Source organism: Polaromonas sp. CF318 (assembly GCF_000282655.1).
Taxonomy (GTDB): Bacteria; Pseudomonadota; Gammaproteobacteria; order Burkholderiales; family Burkholderiaceae_C; genus Polaromonas.
Genome location: NZ_AKIV01000061.1, coordinates 39015 through 55320, shown reverse-complemented (window position 1 = coordinate 55320; position 16306 = coordinate 39015). Strand labels below are relative to the sequence as shown.

Below are 16306 nucleotides of genomic sequence, written 5' to 3'. Positions count from 1 at the left end.
ACATCGTAAGCAGCCGCTTGTTGCGGTACCCGGATGTGCCCAAATGTTGAAGGCAACTGGAGCCAACAACCCCTGCATTGTCGCACAGCAACGATAATGGGGCATTCACGCAGAAAAACACGCCCCTTCAAAAGGCGTTGGCGCCCCCGGCGCGGCGTGTCGTTCCAGCTCGCAGGAAACTGCCGGTAGCCTGTAAAAATAGCGTTTGCAGGCGGCAGGCAGCCCGTTTCCCGCATTGTTTTTTCATTTTTACCAAAGTAAATCCCGATGGCTCAGTACGTATTTACCATGAACAAGGTCGGCAAAATCGTGCCGCCCAAGCGCCATATCCTCAAAGAGGTATCGCTCAGTTTCTTCCCGGGCGCCAAGATCGGCGTGCTGGGCACCAACGGTTCCGGCAAGTCCACGCTGCTCAAGATCATGGCCGGCCTGGACACGGAAATCGAGGGCGAAGCCACCCCCATGCCGGGCCTGAACATCGGCTACCTGCCGCAGGAGCCCAAGCTGGACCCCGAGCACACGGTGCGCGAAAGCGTGGAAGCCGGCATGGGCGCGGTGTTTGCCGCCAAGGCCCAGCTCGAAGCCGTGTACACGGCCTATGGCGAGCCCGATGCCGATTTCGACGCACTGGCCGCCGAGCAGGCCCGCCTGGAAGCCATCATCGCCACGGCCGGCACCGATTCCGAGCACCAGCTTGAAATCGCCGCCGACGCGCTGCGCCTGCCGCCCTGGGACGCCAAGATCGGCGTGCTCTCGGGCGGCGAAAAACGCCGCGTGGCCCTGTGCAGCCTGCTGCTGTCCAAGCCCGACATGCTGCTGCTCGACGAGCCGACCAACCACCTGGACGCCGAATCGGTGGACTGGCTGGAGCAGTTCCTGCAGCGCTTTTCGGGCACCGTGGTGGCCATCACCCACGACCGCTACTTCCTGGACAACGCCGCCGAGTGGATCCTGGAGCTGGACCGCGGCCACGGCATTCCCTGGAAGGGCAACTACAGCAGCTGGCTGGACCAGAAGGGCGAGCGCCTGGCGCAGGAGCAAAAGGGCGAAGAAGCCCGCGCCAAGGCCCTGAAGAAGGAACTTGAATGGTCGCGCCAGAACCCGAAGGCGCGCCAGGCCAAAAGCAAGTCGCGCCTGGCCCGTTTTGAGGAACTCTCCGACTACGAATACCAGCAGCGCAACGAAACCCAGGAAATCTTCATTCCCGTGGCCGAGCGCCTGGGCAATGAGGTCATCGAGTTCAAGAACGTCAGCAAGTCCTTCGGCGACCGCCTGCTGATCGACAACCTGAGCTTCCAGGTGCCTGCGGGCGCCATCGTCGGCATCATCGGTCCCAACGGCGCGGGCAAGTCCACGCTGTTCAAGCTGATCGCCGGCAAGGAGCAGCCCGACAGCGGCGAAGTCGCTATCGGCAAGACCGCGCGCATGGCCTTTGTCGACCAGCACCGCGACGACCTGGCCAACGACAGAACCGTCTGGGAAGACATTTCCGGCGGCCTGGACATGCTGACCGTCGGCAAGTTCACCATGCCCAGCCGTGCCTACGCCGGCCGTTTCAATTTCAACGGCGCCGACCAGCAAAAACGCGTCGGCATGCTGTCGGGCGGCGAGCGCGGGCGTCTGCACCTGGCCAAGACCCTGATTGCGGGCGGCAACGTGCTGATGCTTGACGAACCCTCGAACGACCTGGACGTGGAAACCCTGCGCGCGCTCGAAGACGCGTTGCTGGAGTTCGCCGGCTCGGTGCTGGTGATCAGCCACGATCGCTGGTTCCTGGACCGCATCGCGACCCACATCCTGGCCGCCGAGGGCGACAGCCAGTGGACCTTCTTCAACGGCAACTACCAGGAGTACGAAGCCGACAAGAAGAAGCGCCTCGGTGAAGAAGGCGCCAAGCCAAAACGTGTCCGTTTCAAGGCCCTGCACTAAGCCTGGACGCAGCCATGACAGACCAGGAGGTTCTGGACAAAACCCGCTTGTGGCTCGAAAAAGCCGTGATCGGACTCAACCTGTGCCCGTTTGCCAAGGCGGTCTACGTCAAGAACCAGGTGCGCCTGGTGGTCAGCCATGCCCGGCATGCGGACGACCTGCTTGAGGAACTGGACCGCGAGCTGGACCTGCTGGTCGCCACGCCGGCCGAAGAGGTCGACACCACGCTGCTGATCCATCCCACGCTGTTCGAGGACTTCCTGGACTTCAACGACTTCCTGGAGATTGCCGAAGGCGTGGTGGACGAGCATGGCCTGGAGGGCGTGATCCAGCTGGCCAGCTTTCACCCGCGTTTCCAGTTTGAGGGCACCGAGCCCGAGGACATCGGCAACTACACCAACCGCGCGCCTTTTGCCATCCTGCATTTGCTGCGCGAGGACAGCGTGGAGCGGGCCGTGGAGGCCTTTCCCGAGGCCGAAGCGATTTTCGAGCAGAACATCCAGGCGCTCGAAAAACTGGGCCACCAGGGCTGGAAGGCGCTGGGCCTGTAGCCTTCCCGGAGCGGCTTTGTTACTTGGGCAGGTACTGCTTGAGCACTGCCTGCAACTGGGCGAAATTAAAGGGCTTGGTCACATAGGCGCTGGCGCCCAGGCGCAGGGCTTCCTCGAGCCGCTCCGATTCCGCGCTGGCCGACAGGAATACTAAAGGCACTTCCTTGAGCGCGGGTTCCGCCTGCAGCGCGGCCAGCACTTCAATGCCGCTCATCTGCGGCATCATCACGTCGCAGAAAATCAGGTCCGGCCGCTGCTCGCGGGCCAGCTGCAGGCCGGCGCCGCCGTCCGCCGCCGCCAGGCCTTCGTGGCCCTCGAGCCGGACGAAGCGCAGCAGGTTGTCCCGGATATGGGACTCATCTTCAATCACCAGAATGCGCGCCATGGTTCTTTCGTAGCGAAGGCCCCGGCTGTCATTGTTGGAAGGGGCGGATTTCCCTGAGACGCCAGGGCGCAGCTCGTGCCGCCGCGCTGACTTGAGGCCCATCTTAGAACTTTTTTACTGCTGGATGAAGAAGCCCTCATCGAGGCCGTGAAATGGTTCCTGCCGACGTTGTTTCCCTGGTTCACCCGGTGCTCTGGTCGGTCGCGGGCCGGGTTCTCGTGGGCTTAAATCGTGACAGTGAAGCGCGTGCCCTGGCCCACCACGCTGCCGACCTCGATGCGGCCGCCGTGCAGGTCGACGGAGTTTTTCACGATGGCCAGCCCCAGGCCCGTGCCCTGGATCTCGCCGACATTGCTGGCCCGGTGGAACCATTCGAACAGGTGGGGAAGCTCTTCGGCCGGAATGCCTATGCCCTGGTCCGACACCTCAAAAACCACCCGACCCTCCGACGAGGAGACCCGAAACAGGATTTTTCCGCCCTGCGGCGAGTATTTGATGGCGTTGGACAGCAGGTTGCCGAAAATATGGCGCAGCAGCTTTTCATCAAAAAGCCCGACCGCCGGCCAGGCCTCGAACTCCAGCGCCAGCTCGCAGCCTGCCTCCGAGTGCTGGATGCGGGCGTCCTCGACAAGGTTTTGGCAAAGTACCTGGAGGTTGACCTGCGCCGGCTGGAACTCCAGCATCTGCGCCTCCACCTTGCCCAGCAGCAGCACGCGGTCCAGCATCTGGGTCATGCGCCGCACGCCGGTTTCTATGGTGGCGATGACGTCGGCTTTCTCGGGCTCGGGCAGGCGGTCGCCGTAGTGTTTGAGCAGCTCCGCCGACGACAGGATGAAGGCCAGCGGCGTGCGAAATTCGTGCGAGGCCACCGAGATGAAGCGCGACTTCATGTCGTTGAGCTCGGTCTGACGCTGCAGGGTCTGGCGCTGCGTGAGTTCGGCCTGCAGGCGGGCCGTGGCGTCCACCACGAAGATCAGCGTCGCTTCGCGCTTGCCCCATTCGATCTTCACGGCGGAAAGCTCCAGCGAGCGCACCTCGCCGGACTGGGTGATGACGCGAAAGCCGTACATCGAGTCCACCTCGTCGCCGCGCAGACGCCGTTCGTGGCGATCGCGCATCACCGGCAAGTCCTCGGGGTGGACCGTCGCCGTGTAGGGCTGCGACAGCAGGTATTCGCGCGGATGGCCCACGATGCGCTCCAGGCTGGGGTTGACGAACACCATGCGGTCGTCCTGCACCACCACCACGCCGACACCGACGTTTTCAATCACCGTGCGGTAGCGCTCTTCCGATTTGCGCAGCTCGTCCAGCGCCTGGTAGCGCTCGATCGCGCTGCTCACGTGGTTGGCCACAAAGGACAGGATGTCGGCGTCCGTGTCGCTGTAGGCCACGCCCGGTTCATAGCCCTGCACCGCCAGCACGCCGCCTATGGCGCCGCGTATGTGCATGGGCACGCCCAGCCAGGAACTGAAGGTCATGTCGCCGCTGCCTTCGGTCACTTGGCCGCCGGCCTCCAGCAGCTTGAGCCGCGCGGCGTCGATGATCTGCGGCCGGCCGGTGCTCAGCACGAACTCGGTCAGCCCGCGCCGGTAGGGCACGTTGCTGCGCTGCAGGGTGTCGCCGTCGCGCTCGTCCACGTAGTAGGGAAAATCCTTGCGCTGCTTTTGCGCGTCATAGAGGCACACGTAGCAGTTCTTCGCGTAAAGCAGCTCGCCCAGCAGGCCGTGCACCGACTGCAGGAAATCGTAAAAGGAGAGGTCCGCCGCAGCCCGTTCGGCGATGCGGTAAAACACCCGCTGCAGGGTTTCGGCCTTTTTCTGCTCCCGCGCTTCAGCTTGCAGTTCGCGGGTACGTTGCTCCAGCCACAGGGTGGCTGAAGTTTCCTGCTTCTGCTTTTCAAGCTGCAGGTCCCGGTAATCGGCCTGCAGCGCCTGGTATTGCTGTTGCAGCTGCTGGAGCTGGCGTTGCAGGTCGGCGTCAGACGGCATGGCGCGGCTTTCGTGCTCGGGTGGAAAGACGGCCGCCCGGGTCGGGGCCGCCACGCCCCATTATGTGGCCTTCAGGCCGCGCCCAGACCGTCCACCGTCTGGAACATGGCCTGGCGCGCCTGCGCGACGATCTGCATGCGCCATTCGTCGGTATCGACATAAAAGGCGTTCATCATCTTGCGCTTGATCGCCGCCTGCATCTCGGGCGGCGTCTCGGGGTGCTTGTGCAGCCAGTGGTCGGCGCGCAGGGCGGCGATGATGTCAAGAATCGGCAGCGTGCCGTACTCCATGGCCATGCCGGTGTATTCGGCCTGCGGGCATTCGTCGTACACGGCGCTCCACATCAGTCCCGTGAGTTTGGCCGAGGTGGAGGAACCGTCGTAGAAAGAGGTCACAGGCGTCGCGCCGCCGCCGTCCCACCAGGCGCGCGCGCGCGCCAGGACTTTGGCGTCGTTCTCACAGGCAAAAATGCGTTCGCCCAGGCCGCTGGGTCCCAAGCCCGTGTGCAGGTCCATCCAGGCGATGTGCCTGGCCTGCCGCCCGAAGGTTCGCAGCACTTCGCGCAGGGTCTGGTTGCTCCAGGTCGGCGCGGTGCCACCGAAGAACATGCCGTCGGCGTATTCATGCTGCCCCTGCGACACCGCCGCCTGGTAGCGCGCAACGCCGTGGGTGTCGATGTAGGCCGCGATGGAAGCTTCGTTCTGGTCCGTGGGCGGCCATTGCGCGGGCAGTAGCAGGTCATGGACCTCCCGATAGGCCTCGTTGACGGGCAGCGACTGGCCGAAGTCGTGAAAGTTGCGGTTCAGGTCCACGTTTTCATGCGTGGTGCGCCGTGCGTACGAGAAGCCGTGGGGGTTGAGCGCATGGATGTAGAGCACGGCCACTCCGCCGGCGCGGGCCTTGGCGCGCCACTCGGCGTCGCGCGCGGCATACACCTGCACGCCTGAGCCGCAATAGCCTTCGACGCCGTGGCAAGCGCTGCTGACCACGAAGAGGCGCTCGGCGTCGGGCGAGCCGTCCAGGGCCACGTCCACGGCCAGGGTTTCGCCGTCGCGGCCTTTGAGCGGGTGTTCGTAGGCGCGAAGCGTCATGCCGGCGGCACCGGCCGACTCAAGGAATTTGGCGCGCGCAGCGGCGTAGCTGGCCGAAAAAGCCGCGTGTGTGTTCATGGTGATGTTGGCGTGGTCAGGATTCAGGCCCCGTCGGCCGTGCCCAGCCAGCGAGTGGCCAGCTGGACCCAATAGGTGCCGCCCAGGGGAATGAGGTCGTCGTTGAAGTCGTAGCTCGGGTTGTGCAGCGTGCAGGGACCCTCGCCATGGCCCATGTCGCGGTGCGCGCCGTCGCCGTTGGAGATAAAGCAGTAGGCGCCGGGCTTGGCCTGCAGCATGTAGGCGAAGTCTTCGGCGCCCATGGTGGGTTCCTGCGCCAGCACATTGGCCGGTCCCACGATGTCGCTCATCACCCGGCGCGCGAAATCGGCCTCGGCGGCGCTGTTCACGGTGGGCGGGTAGTTGCGATGGAATTTGAACTCACAGCGCGCCTCAAAGGCGGCGCAGGTGTGTTCGGCGACTTCCTTCATGCGCTTTTCAATCAGGTCCAGCACCTCAATGCTGAAGGTGCGCACCGTGCCCTGCAGCTCGCAGGAGTCGGGCACCACGTTGGTGGCCTCGCCGGCGTGGATCATGGTCACCGAAATGACGCCCGCGTCCACGGGTTTTTTGTTGCGGCTGATGATGTTCTGGAAGCCCTGCACCATCTGGCAGGCCACCGGCACCGGGTCTATGCCGTTGTGCGGCATGGCGGCGTGGCTGCCCTTGCCGCGTATGGTGATCTTGAACTCGTTGCTCGACGCCATCACCGGCCCCGCGCTGACCGCGAAGGTGCCCACAGGTGCGCCGGGCCAGTTGTGCATGCCGAAGACGGCCTCCATGGGGAACTTCTCGAACAGGCCGTCCTTGATCATCTCGCGCGCGCCACCGCCGCCTTCCTCGGCCGGCTGGAAGATCAGGTAGACCGTGCCGTCAAAGTCCCGGTTCTGCGAGAAATGGCGCGCCGCGGCCAGCAGCATGGCGGTGTGGCCGTCATGACCGCAGGCGTGCATCTTGCCCGGCTGCGTGCTCGCATGGGCGAAGGTGTTGAACTCCTGCATGGGCAGGGCGTCCATGTCGGCGCGCAGGCCCACGGCGCGGCCGCAGGCGCCGCCGTCGCGCCCATGCACGATGCCCACCACGCCGGTGGTGCCCATGCCGCGGTGGATGGGGATGCCCCAGGATTCGAGTTTTTTCGCGACCACGTCGGCGGTGCGCACTTCCTGGAAACACAGCTCAGGGTGGGCGTGGATGTCGCGGCGCACGGCCGCGATGTCGGCCGCCCCGGCCAGGATGGAGTCAATGATTTTCATGGCGATGCCCCTAAAAGTACATGGTAACCAAGCCGGTTGCGCTTTGCACGACAGTGCCGGGTTCCCGGTATTTGTTCCCTAAATCCTGCCCTCTTCAACCGCATGGCAGGCCACGCGCACGCCTTCAAGCTGCAGGAACCGCGGCCTTTCGCTCTGGCAGCGCGCGTTGGCATGCGGGCAGCGCGGATGGAAGGTGCAGCCGTCCGGCGGGTTCAGCGGATTGGGCACCTCGCCAGAGACCGGCGTGCGGGCGCGGCCGGTGTCATGCATCTTGGGGATGGCGTCCAGCAGCATGCGCGTGTAGGGATGGCGCGGCCTGTCGAACAGGCTGTGCTTGTCGGCCAGTTCCACCAGGCGCCCCAGGTACATCACGCCGACCTGGTCGCTGACATGGCGCACCACCGCCAGGTTGTGCGAGATGAAGAGGTAGGTCAGGCCCCGCGTGCGTTGCAGGTCCTTCATGATGTTGAGCACCTGCGCCTGCACGCTCACGTCCAGCGCCGAGGTGGGCTCGTCGCAGACCAGGAATTCGGGCTCGGTGGCCAGGGCGCGCGCGATGGAGATGCGCTGGCGCTGCCCGCCCGAGAACTGGTGCGGATACTTGGGCATGTCCAGCGGCGACAGGCCCACCGATTTGAGGAGTTCGCCCACGCGCTCTTTGAGCGCGGCGCCGCCCTCCAGGATGCCGTGCTCACGCAGCGGCTCGGCGATGATGTCTTCAATCGTCCAGCGCGGGTTCAGGCTGGCGTAGGGATCCTGGAAGATCATCTGGATGCGGCTGCGCAGTTGCCGGCCGGCCGGTGTTTTGAACACCGCGTGCGCATCCTGGCCGTCGAAATTCAGGCCGCCGCGCGTAGGCTCATACAGGCCCACCAGCAGGCGCGCCACGGTGCTCTTGCCGCAACCCGATTCGCCGACCAGCGCCAGCGTCTTGCCTTTTTCAATCTCGAAACTCACGCCGTCGACGGCTTTGAGCAGCAGCCGGGGCTTGCGTTCCAGCACGCGGTTGAGCCAAGGGGGCGACACGTCAAAGGTCTTGGCCAGGTCATGGGCCTGGACCAGTGGAGCCTCCACGCTTTTTACCGTACCGCTCATGCCGCCACCCCCGCATGCGCATCGTGCAGCCAGCAGGCTGCGCGCGTGGCGCCGGCCGGCATCAGGTCGGGCCTGTCCTGGCGGCAGCGGTCAAAAGCCTTGGGGCAGCGCGGGTTGAAAGCGCAGCCCCGGGGGATGGCGTTCAGGCGCGGCATGGCGCCGTCGATCTGGTAGAGGCGCTCGCGCTCCACCGTGATGTCGGGAATCGCGGCCATCAGGCCCGCGGTATAGGGATGCGAGGGGTGGTTGATCACCTGGTGCACCGGGCCTATTTCGGCGATGCACCCCGCATACATCACGGCCACGCGGTCGCAGGTCTCGGCGATCACGCCCATATCGTGGGTGATCAGCATGACGGCGGCGCCGCGCTGTTTGCAGATGTTTTTGAGCAGGGTGATGATCTGTGCCTGGATGGACACGTCGAGCGCGGTCGTCGGCTCGTCGGCCACGATCAGCTTGGGCTCGGCCGCCAGGGCCAGGGCGATCACCACGCGCTGGCGCATGCCGCCCGAGAACTGGTGCGGGTAGTGGTCTATGCGCTGCGCGGCCGCCGGTATGCCGGTGTCGTTGAGCAGCTCGATGGCGCGAAGGCGGGCCTCCCGCGCCGTCACCGGCAGATGGGCCTGTATGGTTTCCACCAGCTGCCGGCCTATGGTGTAAAGCGGGTTCAGCGAGGTCAGCGGATCCTGGAAGATCGCGCCTATCTTGCGCCCGCGGATATGGCGCATGCGCTCATGGGACAGCTTGTCGATGCGCTCGCCTTCAAGCAGGATCTGGCCCCCGGCCACGCGCCCGGGCGGCTCCAGCAGGCCGATGATGGCGGCGCCGGTCAGCGACTTGCCCGCGCCAGATTCGCCCACCACGCCGAGTATTTCGCCGGGCGCGATGTCAAAGGAAATGTCGTCCAGCGCGCGCAGCGTGCCGCGCCGGCCGGGGAACTCGACCACCAGGTTCTTGATTTGCAGAAGACTCATTTTCTAACTCGTCCCTTACCTGAGGCGTGGATTCAAGGCGTCGCGCAGCCAGTCGCCCAGCAGGTTCACGCTCAGTGCGATCAGCACCAGCATCAGGCCCGGGAACACGGTGATCCACCATTCACCCGAGAACAGATAGTCGTTGCCCACGCGGATCAGCGTGCCCAGCGAGGGGGAGGTCGGCGGCGCGCCCACGCCCAGGAAGGACAGCGTGGCTTCGGTGATGATGGCGGTGGCCACCTGGATGGTCGCCAGCACCAGCACCGGCCCCATCACATTCGGCAGCACATGTCGACGCATGATGCGCAGCGGCGCCACACCGGTGACGCGTGCGGCCTGCACATATTCCTTGCCGCGCTCCACCATGGTGGAGCCGCGCACCGTGCGCGCGTACTGCACCCAGCCCGACTGCCCCATGGAGATCGACAGGATGAGCACGCCCATGGCCAGCAACTGGCTGGCATTGGGAAACACCGCGCGGCCCACGCCCGCGATCAACAGCGCGACCAGGATGGGCGGAAACGAGGACATCACGTCGCAAACCCGCATCAGGGCCGAGTCGATCCAGCCGCCCCTGAACCCCGCAATCAGGCCCAGCGACACACCGGCCAGCATGGACAGGATGACCGAGGCCACACCCACGATCAGCGAGATGCGCGCTCCATACATTAGCGCCGACAGGATGTCGCGCCCCTGGTCGTCGGTGCCCAGCAGGTATTTGGAACTGCCCTGCGCGTACCAGGCCGGCGGCAGGCGCGCGTCGCCGAGCTCCAGCGTGCTCAGGTTGAAGGGGTCGTGCGGGGCCACCCAACCGGCGAACACCGAGCAAAAAATGCAGACCAGGGCAATGGCGGCCGCCACCATCGCCACCGGCGAGGTGCGAAAGCTGTGGCCCACATCACTGTCAAGCCAGCGCGCAATCGTTGTTTTCATCGGGAGAAGTGTGCAGTCCGTGTTATCAAAAGTCAGTGAAGCGAGACCCGTGCCAGCCAACAGCGCGGAACCGGCTTTGCCGGGCCGCAGCTGTTGTCCCCTTGAGGGGAGAGGCCGCTACGCGAAGCGAGACGGCAACAGGGGTGTTATTTTTTTATAGTCATCCACTTGAAGAACATGAAGTTGTCGGCCAGCTGGACCAGTTCGACCTTCTTGCTCGTGCCCCAGGCCAGCGACTGCTGGTGCAGCGGCAGGTGGCCGATGTCGGCGCCGTGGATGTCGAAGGCCTCCTTGATCAGCGCGTTGCGCTTGGTCTTGTCGGTTTCTGACTGGATCTTTTTGGTCAGCTCGTCGACCTTGGGGTTGCAATACGCGCCCAGGTTGAACTGGCCGGCGCCCTTGTCGTCCACGCAGGCGACCAGCGCATTGAGCGCATTGTGGGCGTCATAGGTGGCCGGCGTCCAGCCCAGCATGTAGAAACTGGTGTCGCGGCGCAGCACCTTGGGGAAGTAGGTGCCCTTGGTTTCGGCCTGCAGGTTGATTTTGACGTTGATGCGCGACAGGTTGGCGGCCACGGCCTGGCAGATGCGGCTGTCGTTCACGTAGCGGTCGTTCGGGCAGTTCATGGACACTTCAAAGCCGTTCGGGTAGCCGGCTTCCACCATCAGCTTTTTCGCGGCTTCCGGGTCGTAAGGCAGGCGCTTGTTCTGCTCTTGCTGGAAACCGTTGATGCCGGGGCCAATCAGCAGCGCCGTCGGACTGGAGGCACCGCGCATGACGGTTTTCTTGATGCCCTCAATATCGATGGCCTGGTAGAAGGCCTGACGCACGCGCTTGTCCTTGAAGGGGTTCTTGCCCTTGATGTTCGAGTACAGCAACTCGTCGCGTTTCTGGTCCATGCCGAGGAAGATGGTGCGCAGCTCGGCACCGACCAGCACCTTGGTGCCGGCGTTGCCGTTGACGCGGTCTATGTCCTGCACCGGCACGGGTTCCATCACGTCGACCTCACCCGACAGCAGGGCGGCGACCCGGGTCGCGTCATTGCCGATGGGGGTGTAGATCACTTCCTGGACGTTGCCTTCGATCTTGCCCCAGTAGTTGCCGTTTCGGACAAAGGTGGTGCGCACATTGGGCTGGCGCTCGCGCACGCGGTAGGGGCCGGTGCCGTTGGCGCGGAAGGAGGCCGCGTTCTCTATGCCCTTGCGGCGGTCCACCGGCCGGGTCGCCTGGTTGGTTTCGCACCACTTCTTGCTCATCATGTAGACCAACGAGATGACGTCTGGCAGGATGGGGAAGGGCGTCTTGGTTTCGATCTCGACCACGTGGTCGTTGATCTTGCGCACTTCCTTGAAATCGTTGGTGTAGCTCTTCATGTCCGAGCCCTCGGCCTGCGTGCGCTGGAAGCTGAAGACCACGTCGTCGGCCGTGAACGGCGTGCCGTCATGGAACTGCACGCCCTTGCGCAGCTCGAAACGCCACACGGTCGGCGAGGTCTGTTTCCACGAGGTGGCCAGCCCGGGCGCCAGGCTCAGGTCCTTGTTGCGGATGACCAGGCCCTCATAGGCATTGCCGGTCACGCTGAGCTGCAGCGATTCGTTGAGCGAGTGCGGGTCCATGGACAGCGAGTCGCCCTGGTTGGCGACCCTCAGGGTCTGCGCGGATGCGACAAAACCGGTGGCCGCGAAGGCGCACAGGACACTGGCCGAGAGCAGGTGGGACTTGAATTTCATCAGGAACTCCTTGTGGAAGGGATGAGGGCTTGCGGGGAAAAACGGAGGGAGTCGGGGAAAAGGGTGCGGCCCGTGGCGTCATTGGCCGGCGGGGTTGCCTATGCGCAGCCTGGGGTCCACTGCGAAGTACAGCAGGTCGACCACAAGGTTGATGAGGACAAAAATCAGCGCGATCAGGCACAGGTAGGCCGCCATCACCGGGATGTCGGCGAAGGTCACGGCCTGGATGAACAGCAGGCCCATGCCGGGCCACTGGAACACGGTCTCGGTGATGATGGCGAAGGCGATCAGCCCGCCCAGCTGCAGCCCGGTGATGGTCATCACCGGCACCAGCGTGTTCTTGAGCGCGTGGCCGAAGTGGATGGCGCGGTCGGGCAGGCCGCGGGCGCGCGCGAACTTGATGTAATCGGTGCGCAGCACTTCCAGCATTTCCGCGCGCACCAGCCGCATGATCAGCGTGAGCTGGAACACCGCCAGCGTGACGGCCGGCAGCACGATGTGGTGCCAGCCGTCGGCCCTGAAGAGGCCGGTGCTCCACCAGCCGAGCTGCACCGTCTCGCCGCGGCCGAAACTGGGGAACCAGCCCAGGCCCACGGAAAACACCAGGATCAGCAGGATGCCGATCAGGAAGGTGGGCAGCGACACGCCCAACAGCGAGATCGTCATGAACACCTGGCTCAGGAAGCTGCCGCGGCGCAGCGCCGAATACACGCCCATGGGGATACCGATCAGCAGCGCCATGAAAGCCGCCACCAGGGCCAGTTCCAGCGTGGCCGGAAAGCGCTCGGCGATCAGGCGTGAGACCTTGGCGCCCTGGCGCAGGCTCAGGCCGAACTCACCCTGCGCGGCGTTCATGAGGAAGTGCCAGAACTGCACGATGAAGGGCTTGTCCAGGCCCAGATCGGCGCGCAGCTGCGTGATCTGTGCGGGTGAGGCGTCCTGCCCCAGCAGGAACACCACCGGGTCGCCGACATACTGGAACAGCATGAAGGCGATCAGGGCGACCACGACCATCACGATCACGGCCTGGATCAGGCGGCGCAGAATAAAAGCAAGCATCGGCCAAAGAAAAAAGTATCGGGCGATACTAGCAGAGCAAATGATATGCCGACACAGGGGTTTACTTTAGGGTTAAAGAAACAACGCGGCGCCTGGAAACGCTTTGCGCGGCCCTGTTGCCGCCCCAAACAGGGCCCGGCACGCCCTTTTTAGGTGCCGCCCGCCTGCCTCAAAACGGCGGGCCGGCCCGCTAAAGCCGCTGCAGCTTCCTGCGCACCAGGTGAATATTGCCGCGCAGCGCGTACAGCTCGTCGGTATAGGACAGCGGCACCGTGATTTTTTCGGCCCGGCGTTCCAGGTCGTTGAGTTCTTCCAGCAGGGCCTTGTTTTTGCTGCTGTTGCGGTCGCTGTCGCCGCTGTTTTCCACACGGTTCTCGATGTCGCGCAGCCGGCCGTACCAGCGGAAGATGCGTGAACGCACGCGAAAGGCGTACAGCGGCGGGATGATGCGCGACAGCGGCAGCATGATGGCGATGATGATGCCCATCACCAGCCACATGCGCTCCACCAGGTTGGCCACCCAGAACCGCAGGTAGCGCTGCAGCACCGGCGTGCCGTTCTTGATGGCGCGTTCGGCTTCCTTGGCGATGGGCAGCTCGCTGTTGTCGCGATTCGGGTATTCGCGGGCGCTCTTGAACCAGCCGGCCCCGCCGTGGATCTCGTTGCCGGCCTGCGCCAGCAGCTGCTGCAGGGCAGGGTGGGTGGTGGTGCGCGTGATCAGCGAGGTGGTGGAGGCCACCAGCCGCACGTCGTCGGGCGGGATGTTGGCGGCCAGGTCCACCACACCGCGCGGCAGGCGGGTCGGTGTCAGGAAGGCAAAGCGCCTGGAGTAGGCCTCGCTTTGCGCGAAGTTCATCAGCTTCACGCCGGGTGTCTGCAGCAGCATCTGCACCATCAGCGACTCGGGCGCGGAGGCGAACACGATGGCGTCCAGCTCACCGCCCAGGAAGGCCACGGTGGCGGGCGTCTGCTCCAGCCGGGATATCTTCAGCGAGGCCGGGTCAATGTGGTTGCTTTCCAGCAGCTTGGCCATCAGGCTGGGAACGCCGCTGCCGGGCGTGCCGGTGTTGACGCGCAGGCCCTGCAACTGCGTGAGCGAACTCAGGCTGGCGTCTTCGGCCGGATCGGCCTTGCCAGCAGCCTGGCTGGCCTTGGTTTTGCCAGTTCGCGCCGCCGCGGCCACCTTGCGCGCGGCGTCCTCGCGGTAAAACAGCCAGAGCGGCTCCACAAACAGGCTGCCGAGCGAGGCCAGGTCCTCTTCGTCCTGCTCGGTGTAGTCGCTGGTGCCGCCCTGGACAAACCCCACGTCGACCTTGCCTTCACGCAGCAGCTGCAGATTGGCGGCCGAGCCTTCGGAGGGCCGGAGCACCACCTCTATGCCCTCGGCCGCCAGCGCCTTGGCGTAGCGTTTGCCGAACTCCTCGTACGCGCTTTGCGCCGGCCCGGTGGCCAGCGTCACGCGCTTGGGCGGGTTCGGGTCCAGCCACCAGTAGGCCAGCGCCAGCAAGGCAAAGGCCAGCACGATGAAAGGCCCAGCCGAGGCGGCCAGGTCGCGCAGCGACAGCAGGGTGTAGCGTATGGCTTTGGGCATGCACCAACCTTAGCATGCGCCGGGGGCGTTCCGCTACGGTGCTTTTTTGTCGATCGCCGTCACACAGCAAATGGCGCAGGGGTGAATGCCAGGCAGGATCCGGATAAGTTACCGCGAGTTCAGTTTTTGGCCTCGGTTTTTTGCAACTGCAGCCGTGCCTTGTCCAGCCACAGCTGCAGGCTGTCCAGCAAATCCTGCTGGCTGAACGAGCAGCTTTCCTCGGTGAACAGCGCGCTGGACTCGAGCCGGTTCAGCAACTGCGACAGCACTTCGCCAAAACGCTCAGGCAAGGCTGCCGCCAGGCTGTGCTGCTCCATCGCGACCTGCGAAAAAGCCGCCATGCCGAGCGCACCGCTGCGCAACTGCCGCAAGGCGGTTTGCACGCTGTCGAGCTGGCCCTGTGCTGTCATGGTGCGATGTCAGGGTTATGCGGCGGCCGACGCCGGCACACGCGCGGGCATGCGGTCAAACACCAGGGTGAGCATGGCCAGCAGGCCGAAAGGCACACCCACCCAGCCCAGCTGCGCAAAGCCCACATGGTCCAGCAGCGCGCCGCTGATCACCGCGCCCAGCGCCGTACCCACATACAGCATGGAGCCGTTGAGGCTCAGCAGCAAGGGCGCCTGTGCCGGCGAGAGGCTGGCCAGCCGGCTTTGCTGCGGCGCCATCAGGCCGAAGCCGGCGATGCCCCACAGCACCAGCACGGCCATGGTGGCCGGCACACTGCCGCGCGTGAGCGGCAGCAGGCACATCATCGCGACCAGCACGGCGAGCTGCACGCGCATGGTGCGCAATGCGCCGAAGCGGTCGGTGGCCCAGCCGCCCATCAGCGTGCCGCCCACACCGGCCAGGCCGAAGACGGCCAGCGTGGCCGAGAGCTGCGCCGAATTCATGGGGTTGAGCGCGTGCAGCACCGGCCCGACGTAGGCAAAAACGCTGAAAATGGCGATGAAATACAGCAAGGTGCGGCCCCATACGCGCAGCACCGCGCCCTGGCGCGCAGCCGCCTGAAAGCCCGCGAAGCTGGTGCCGGCACTGGCCATGTTGGCGGGAATCAGCCAACTGGCCGCGGCCAATGCCGCGCCGCTGGCGGCCGCCGAGAGCCACACCGGCACGCGCCAGCCGAATTCAAAACCCAGCCAGGCGCCTATGGGCAGGCCCACGGCATAGCTGATGCTCATGCCCAGGAAGGTGATGGACAGCGCCCGGCCGCGCAGCGCGGGCACCACCATGCTGACGGCCAGCGCCGAGGCCGCCGCGGTGAACATCGCGCCCGCGCCCATCAGCACGCGGCCCAGCAGCAGCAGGGGCAGGTTGGGCGCGAGGGCGCACACCAGGCAACCCGCGGTGAACAGTGCCAGCGCCAGCTGCACGGCGCGTTTGCGCGGCCAGCGGGCCGTGAGGATGATGAGCAGCGGCGCCAGTACGGCGGTGGCCACCGCATAGGCCGTCATGGCCTGGCCGGCCGCCGCCACGCTGATGCCAAGCGAGGCGCTCATGGGCTGCAGGATGCCGCCCAGCACAAAGGCGCCGCTGCCTATGACCAGATTGCACAGCGCGAAGAAATACAGAATGGGAGGCATGGTGTTCATGAAGGCGGCGGCGGGTAAGCGGGGACGGCACAAGCCGCCCAGGGGCGGTGGGCGGCGGTAGCTGTCCCATCAAGAGAG

The 16306-nt window shown here is 65.1% G+C and carries 14 protein-coding genes; 2 read left to right on the top strand and 12 right to left on the bottom strand.

The features are described 5' to 3' along the window. Positions 1-267 precede the first annotated feature (267 nt). Positions 268-1929 carry an energy-dependent translational throttle protein EttA gene (gene ettA, locus PMI15_RS11270; RefSeq protein ID WP_007868421.1) on the top strand — a complete coding sequence of 554 codons (1662 nt, stop codon included), beginning with the start codon at positions 268-270 and terminating at the stop codon, positions 1927-1929. 14 nt (positions 1930-1943) lie between these two features. Then, the gene (locus PMI15_RS11265) at positions 1944-2480 is read left to right on the top strand and encodes a DUF1415 domain-containing protein (RefSeq protein ID WP_007868418.1); all 537 of its coding nucleotides are present in this window, start codon (positions 1944-1946) and stop codon (positions 2478-2480) included. Between the two features lie 19 nt (positions 2481-2499). On the opposite strand, the gene PMI15_RS11260 is transcribed toward PMI15_RS11265, so the two are convergent. The 12 genes from PMI15_RS11260 to PMI15_RS11205 form a co-directional block, all read right to left on the bottom strand. Beyond that, positions 2500-2865: a response regulator gene (locus tag PMI15_RS11260; RefSeq protein WP_007868416.1), complete on the bottom strand. Its 366-nt coding sequence runs from the start codon at positions 2863-2865 to the stop codon at positions 2500-2502. 224 nt (positions 2866-3089) lie between these two features. Continuing rightward, a complete protein-coding gene (locus PMI15_RS24025) occupies positions 3090-4853 on the bottom strand; it encodes an ATP-binding protein (protein WP_007868415.1) in 1764 nt (587 codons plus the stop codon). Between the two features lie 71 nt (positions 4854-4924). Continuing rightward, a complete protein-coding gene (locus tag PMI15_RS11250) occupies positions 4925-6022 on the bottom strand; it encodes a M14 family metallopeptidase (protein ID WP_007868413.1) in 1098 nt (365 codons plus the stop codon). 23 nt (positions 6023-6045) lie between these two features. Next, positions 6046-7254 (bottom strand): M20 aminoacylase family protein, encoded by a 1209-nt coding sequence (locus tag PMI15_RS11245; RefSeq protein ID WP_007868411.1) that lies wholly within the window; start codon positions 7252-7254, stop codon positions 6046-6048. Between the two features lie 78 nt (positions 7255-7332). Beyond that, positions 7333-8349 (bottom strand): ABC transporter ATP-binding protein, encoded by a 1017-nt coding sequence (locus PMI15_RS11240; protein ID WP_007868409.1) that lies wholly within the window; start codon positions 8347-8349, stop codon positions 7333-7335. Next, complete coding sequence (locus PMI15_RS11235; protein ID WP_007868406.1) at positions 8346-9323, bottom strand: ABC transporter ATP-binding protein; 978 nt, start codon at positions 9321-9323, stop codon at positions 8346-8348. Before PMI15_RS11235 ends, PMI15_RS11240 begins: the two co-directional genes overlap by 4 nt. A gap of 15 nt (positions 9324-9338) precedes the next feature. Then, the gene (locus PMI15_RS11230; protein WP_007868403.1) at positions 9339-10256 is read right to left on the bottom strand and encodes an ABC transporter permease; all 918 of its coding nucleotides are present in this window, start codon (positions 10254-10256) and stop codon (positions 9339-9341) included. Between the two features lie 146 nt (positions 10257-10402). Continuing rightward, complete coding sequence (locus PMI15_RS11225) at positions 10403-11986, bottom strand: ABC transporter substrate-binding protein (RefSeq protein ID WP_007868401.1); 1584 nt, start codon at positions 11984-11986, stop codon at positions 10403-10405. 78 nt (positions 11987-12064) lie between these two features. Then, entirely contained in the window at positions 12065-13045 is a 981-nt protein-coding gene (locus tag PMI15_RS11220; RefSeq protein WP_007868399.1) for an ABC transporter permease, read from the bottom strand. A gap of 190 nt (positions 13046-13235) precedes the next feature. Further along, positions 13236-14636: a TAXI family TRAP transporter solute-binding subunit gene (locus PMI15_RS11215; protein ID WP_007868397.1), complete on the bottom strand. Its 1401-nt coding sequence runs from the start codon at positions 14634-14636 to the stop codon at positions 13236-13238. Positions 14637-14755: 119 nt separating this feature from the next. Further along, complete coding sequence (locus PMI15_RS11210; protein WP_007868396.1) at positions 14756-15046, bottom strand: hypothetical protein; 291 nt, start codon at positions 15044-15046, stop codon at positions 14756-14758. 15 nt (positions 15047-15061) lie between these two features. Next, the gene (locus PMI15_RS11205; RefSeq protein WP_007868394.1) at positions 15062-16228 is read right to left on the bottom strand and encodes an MFS transporter; all 1167 of its coding nucleotides are present in this window, start codon (positions 16226-16228) and stop codon (positions 15062-15064) included. Positions 16229-16306: the final 78 nt, after the last annotated feature.

Bases quoted from the DNA above. Each gene is read 5' to 3' on its own strand.
- PMI15_RS11230 (WP_007868403.1), bottom strand. From the start codon at position 10,256: ATGAAAACAACGATTGCGCGCTGGCTTGACAGTGATGTGGGCCACAGC.
- PMI15_RS11240 (WP_007868409.1), bottom strand. From the start codon at position 8,349: ATGAGCGGTACGGTAAAAAGCGTGGAGGCTCCACTGGTCCAGGCCCAT.
- PMI15_RS24025 (WP_007868415.1), bottom strand. From the start codon at position 4,853: ATGCCGTCTGACGCCGACCTGCAACGCCAGCTCCAGCAGCTGCAACAG.
- PMI15_RS11260 (WP_007868416.1), bottom strand. From the start codon at position 2,865: ATGGCGCGCATTCTGGTGATTGAAGATGAGTCCCATATCCGGGACAAC.
- PMI15_RS11245 (WP_007868411.1), bottom strand. From the start codon at position 7,254: ATGAAAATCATTGACTCCATCCTGGCCGGGGCGGCCGACATCGCGGCC.
- PMI15_RS11250 (WP_007868413.1), bottom strand. From the start codon at position 6,022: ATGAACACACACGCGGCTTTTTCGGCCAGCTACGCCGCTGCGCGCGCC.
- PMI15_RS11220 (WP_007868399.1), bottom strand. From the start codon at position 13,045: ATGCTTGCTTTTATTCTGCGCCGCCTGATCCAGGCCGTGATCGTGATG.
- PMI15_RS11210 (WP_007868396.1), bottom strand. From the start codon at position 15,046: ATGACAGCACAGGGCCAGCTCGACAGCGTGCAAACCGCCTTGCGGCAG.
- PMI15_RS11215 (WP_007868397.1), bottom strand. From the start codon at position 14,636: ATGCCCAAAGCCATACGCTACACCCTGCTGTCGCTGCGCGACCTGGCC.
- PMI15_RS11205 (WP_007868394.1), bottom strand. From the start codon at position 16,228: ATGAACACCATGCCTCCCATTCTGTATTTCTTCGCGCTGTGCAATCTG.
- PMI15_RS11265 (WP_007868418.1), top strand. From the start codon at position 1,944: ATGACAGACCAGGAGGTTCTGGACAAAACCCGCTTGTGGCTCGAAAAA.
- PMI15_RS11225 (WP_007868401.1), bottom strand. From the start codon at position 11,986: ATGAAATTCAAGTCCCACCTGCTCTCGGCCAGTGTCCTGTGCGCCTTC.
- ettA (WP_007868421.1), top strand. From the start codon at position 268: ATGGCTCAGTACGTATTTACCATGAACAAGGTCGGCAAAATCGTGCCG.
- PMI15_RS11235 (WP_007868406.1), bottom strand. From the start codon at position 9,323: ATGAGTCTTCTGCAAATCAAGAACCTGGTGGTCGAGTTCCCCGGCCGG.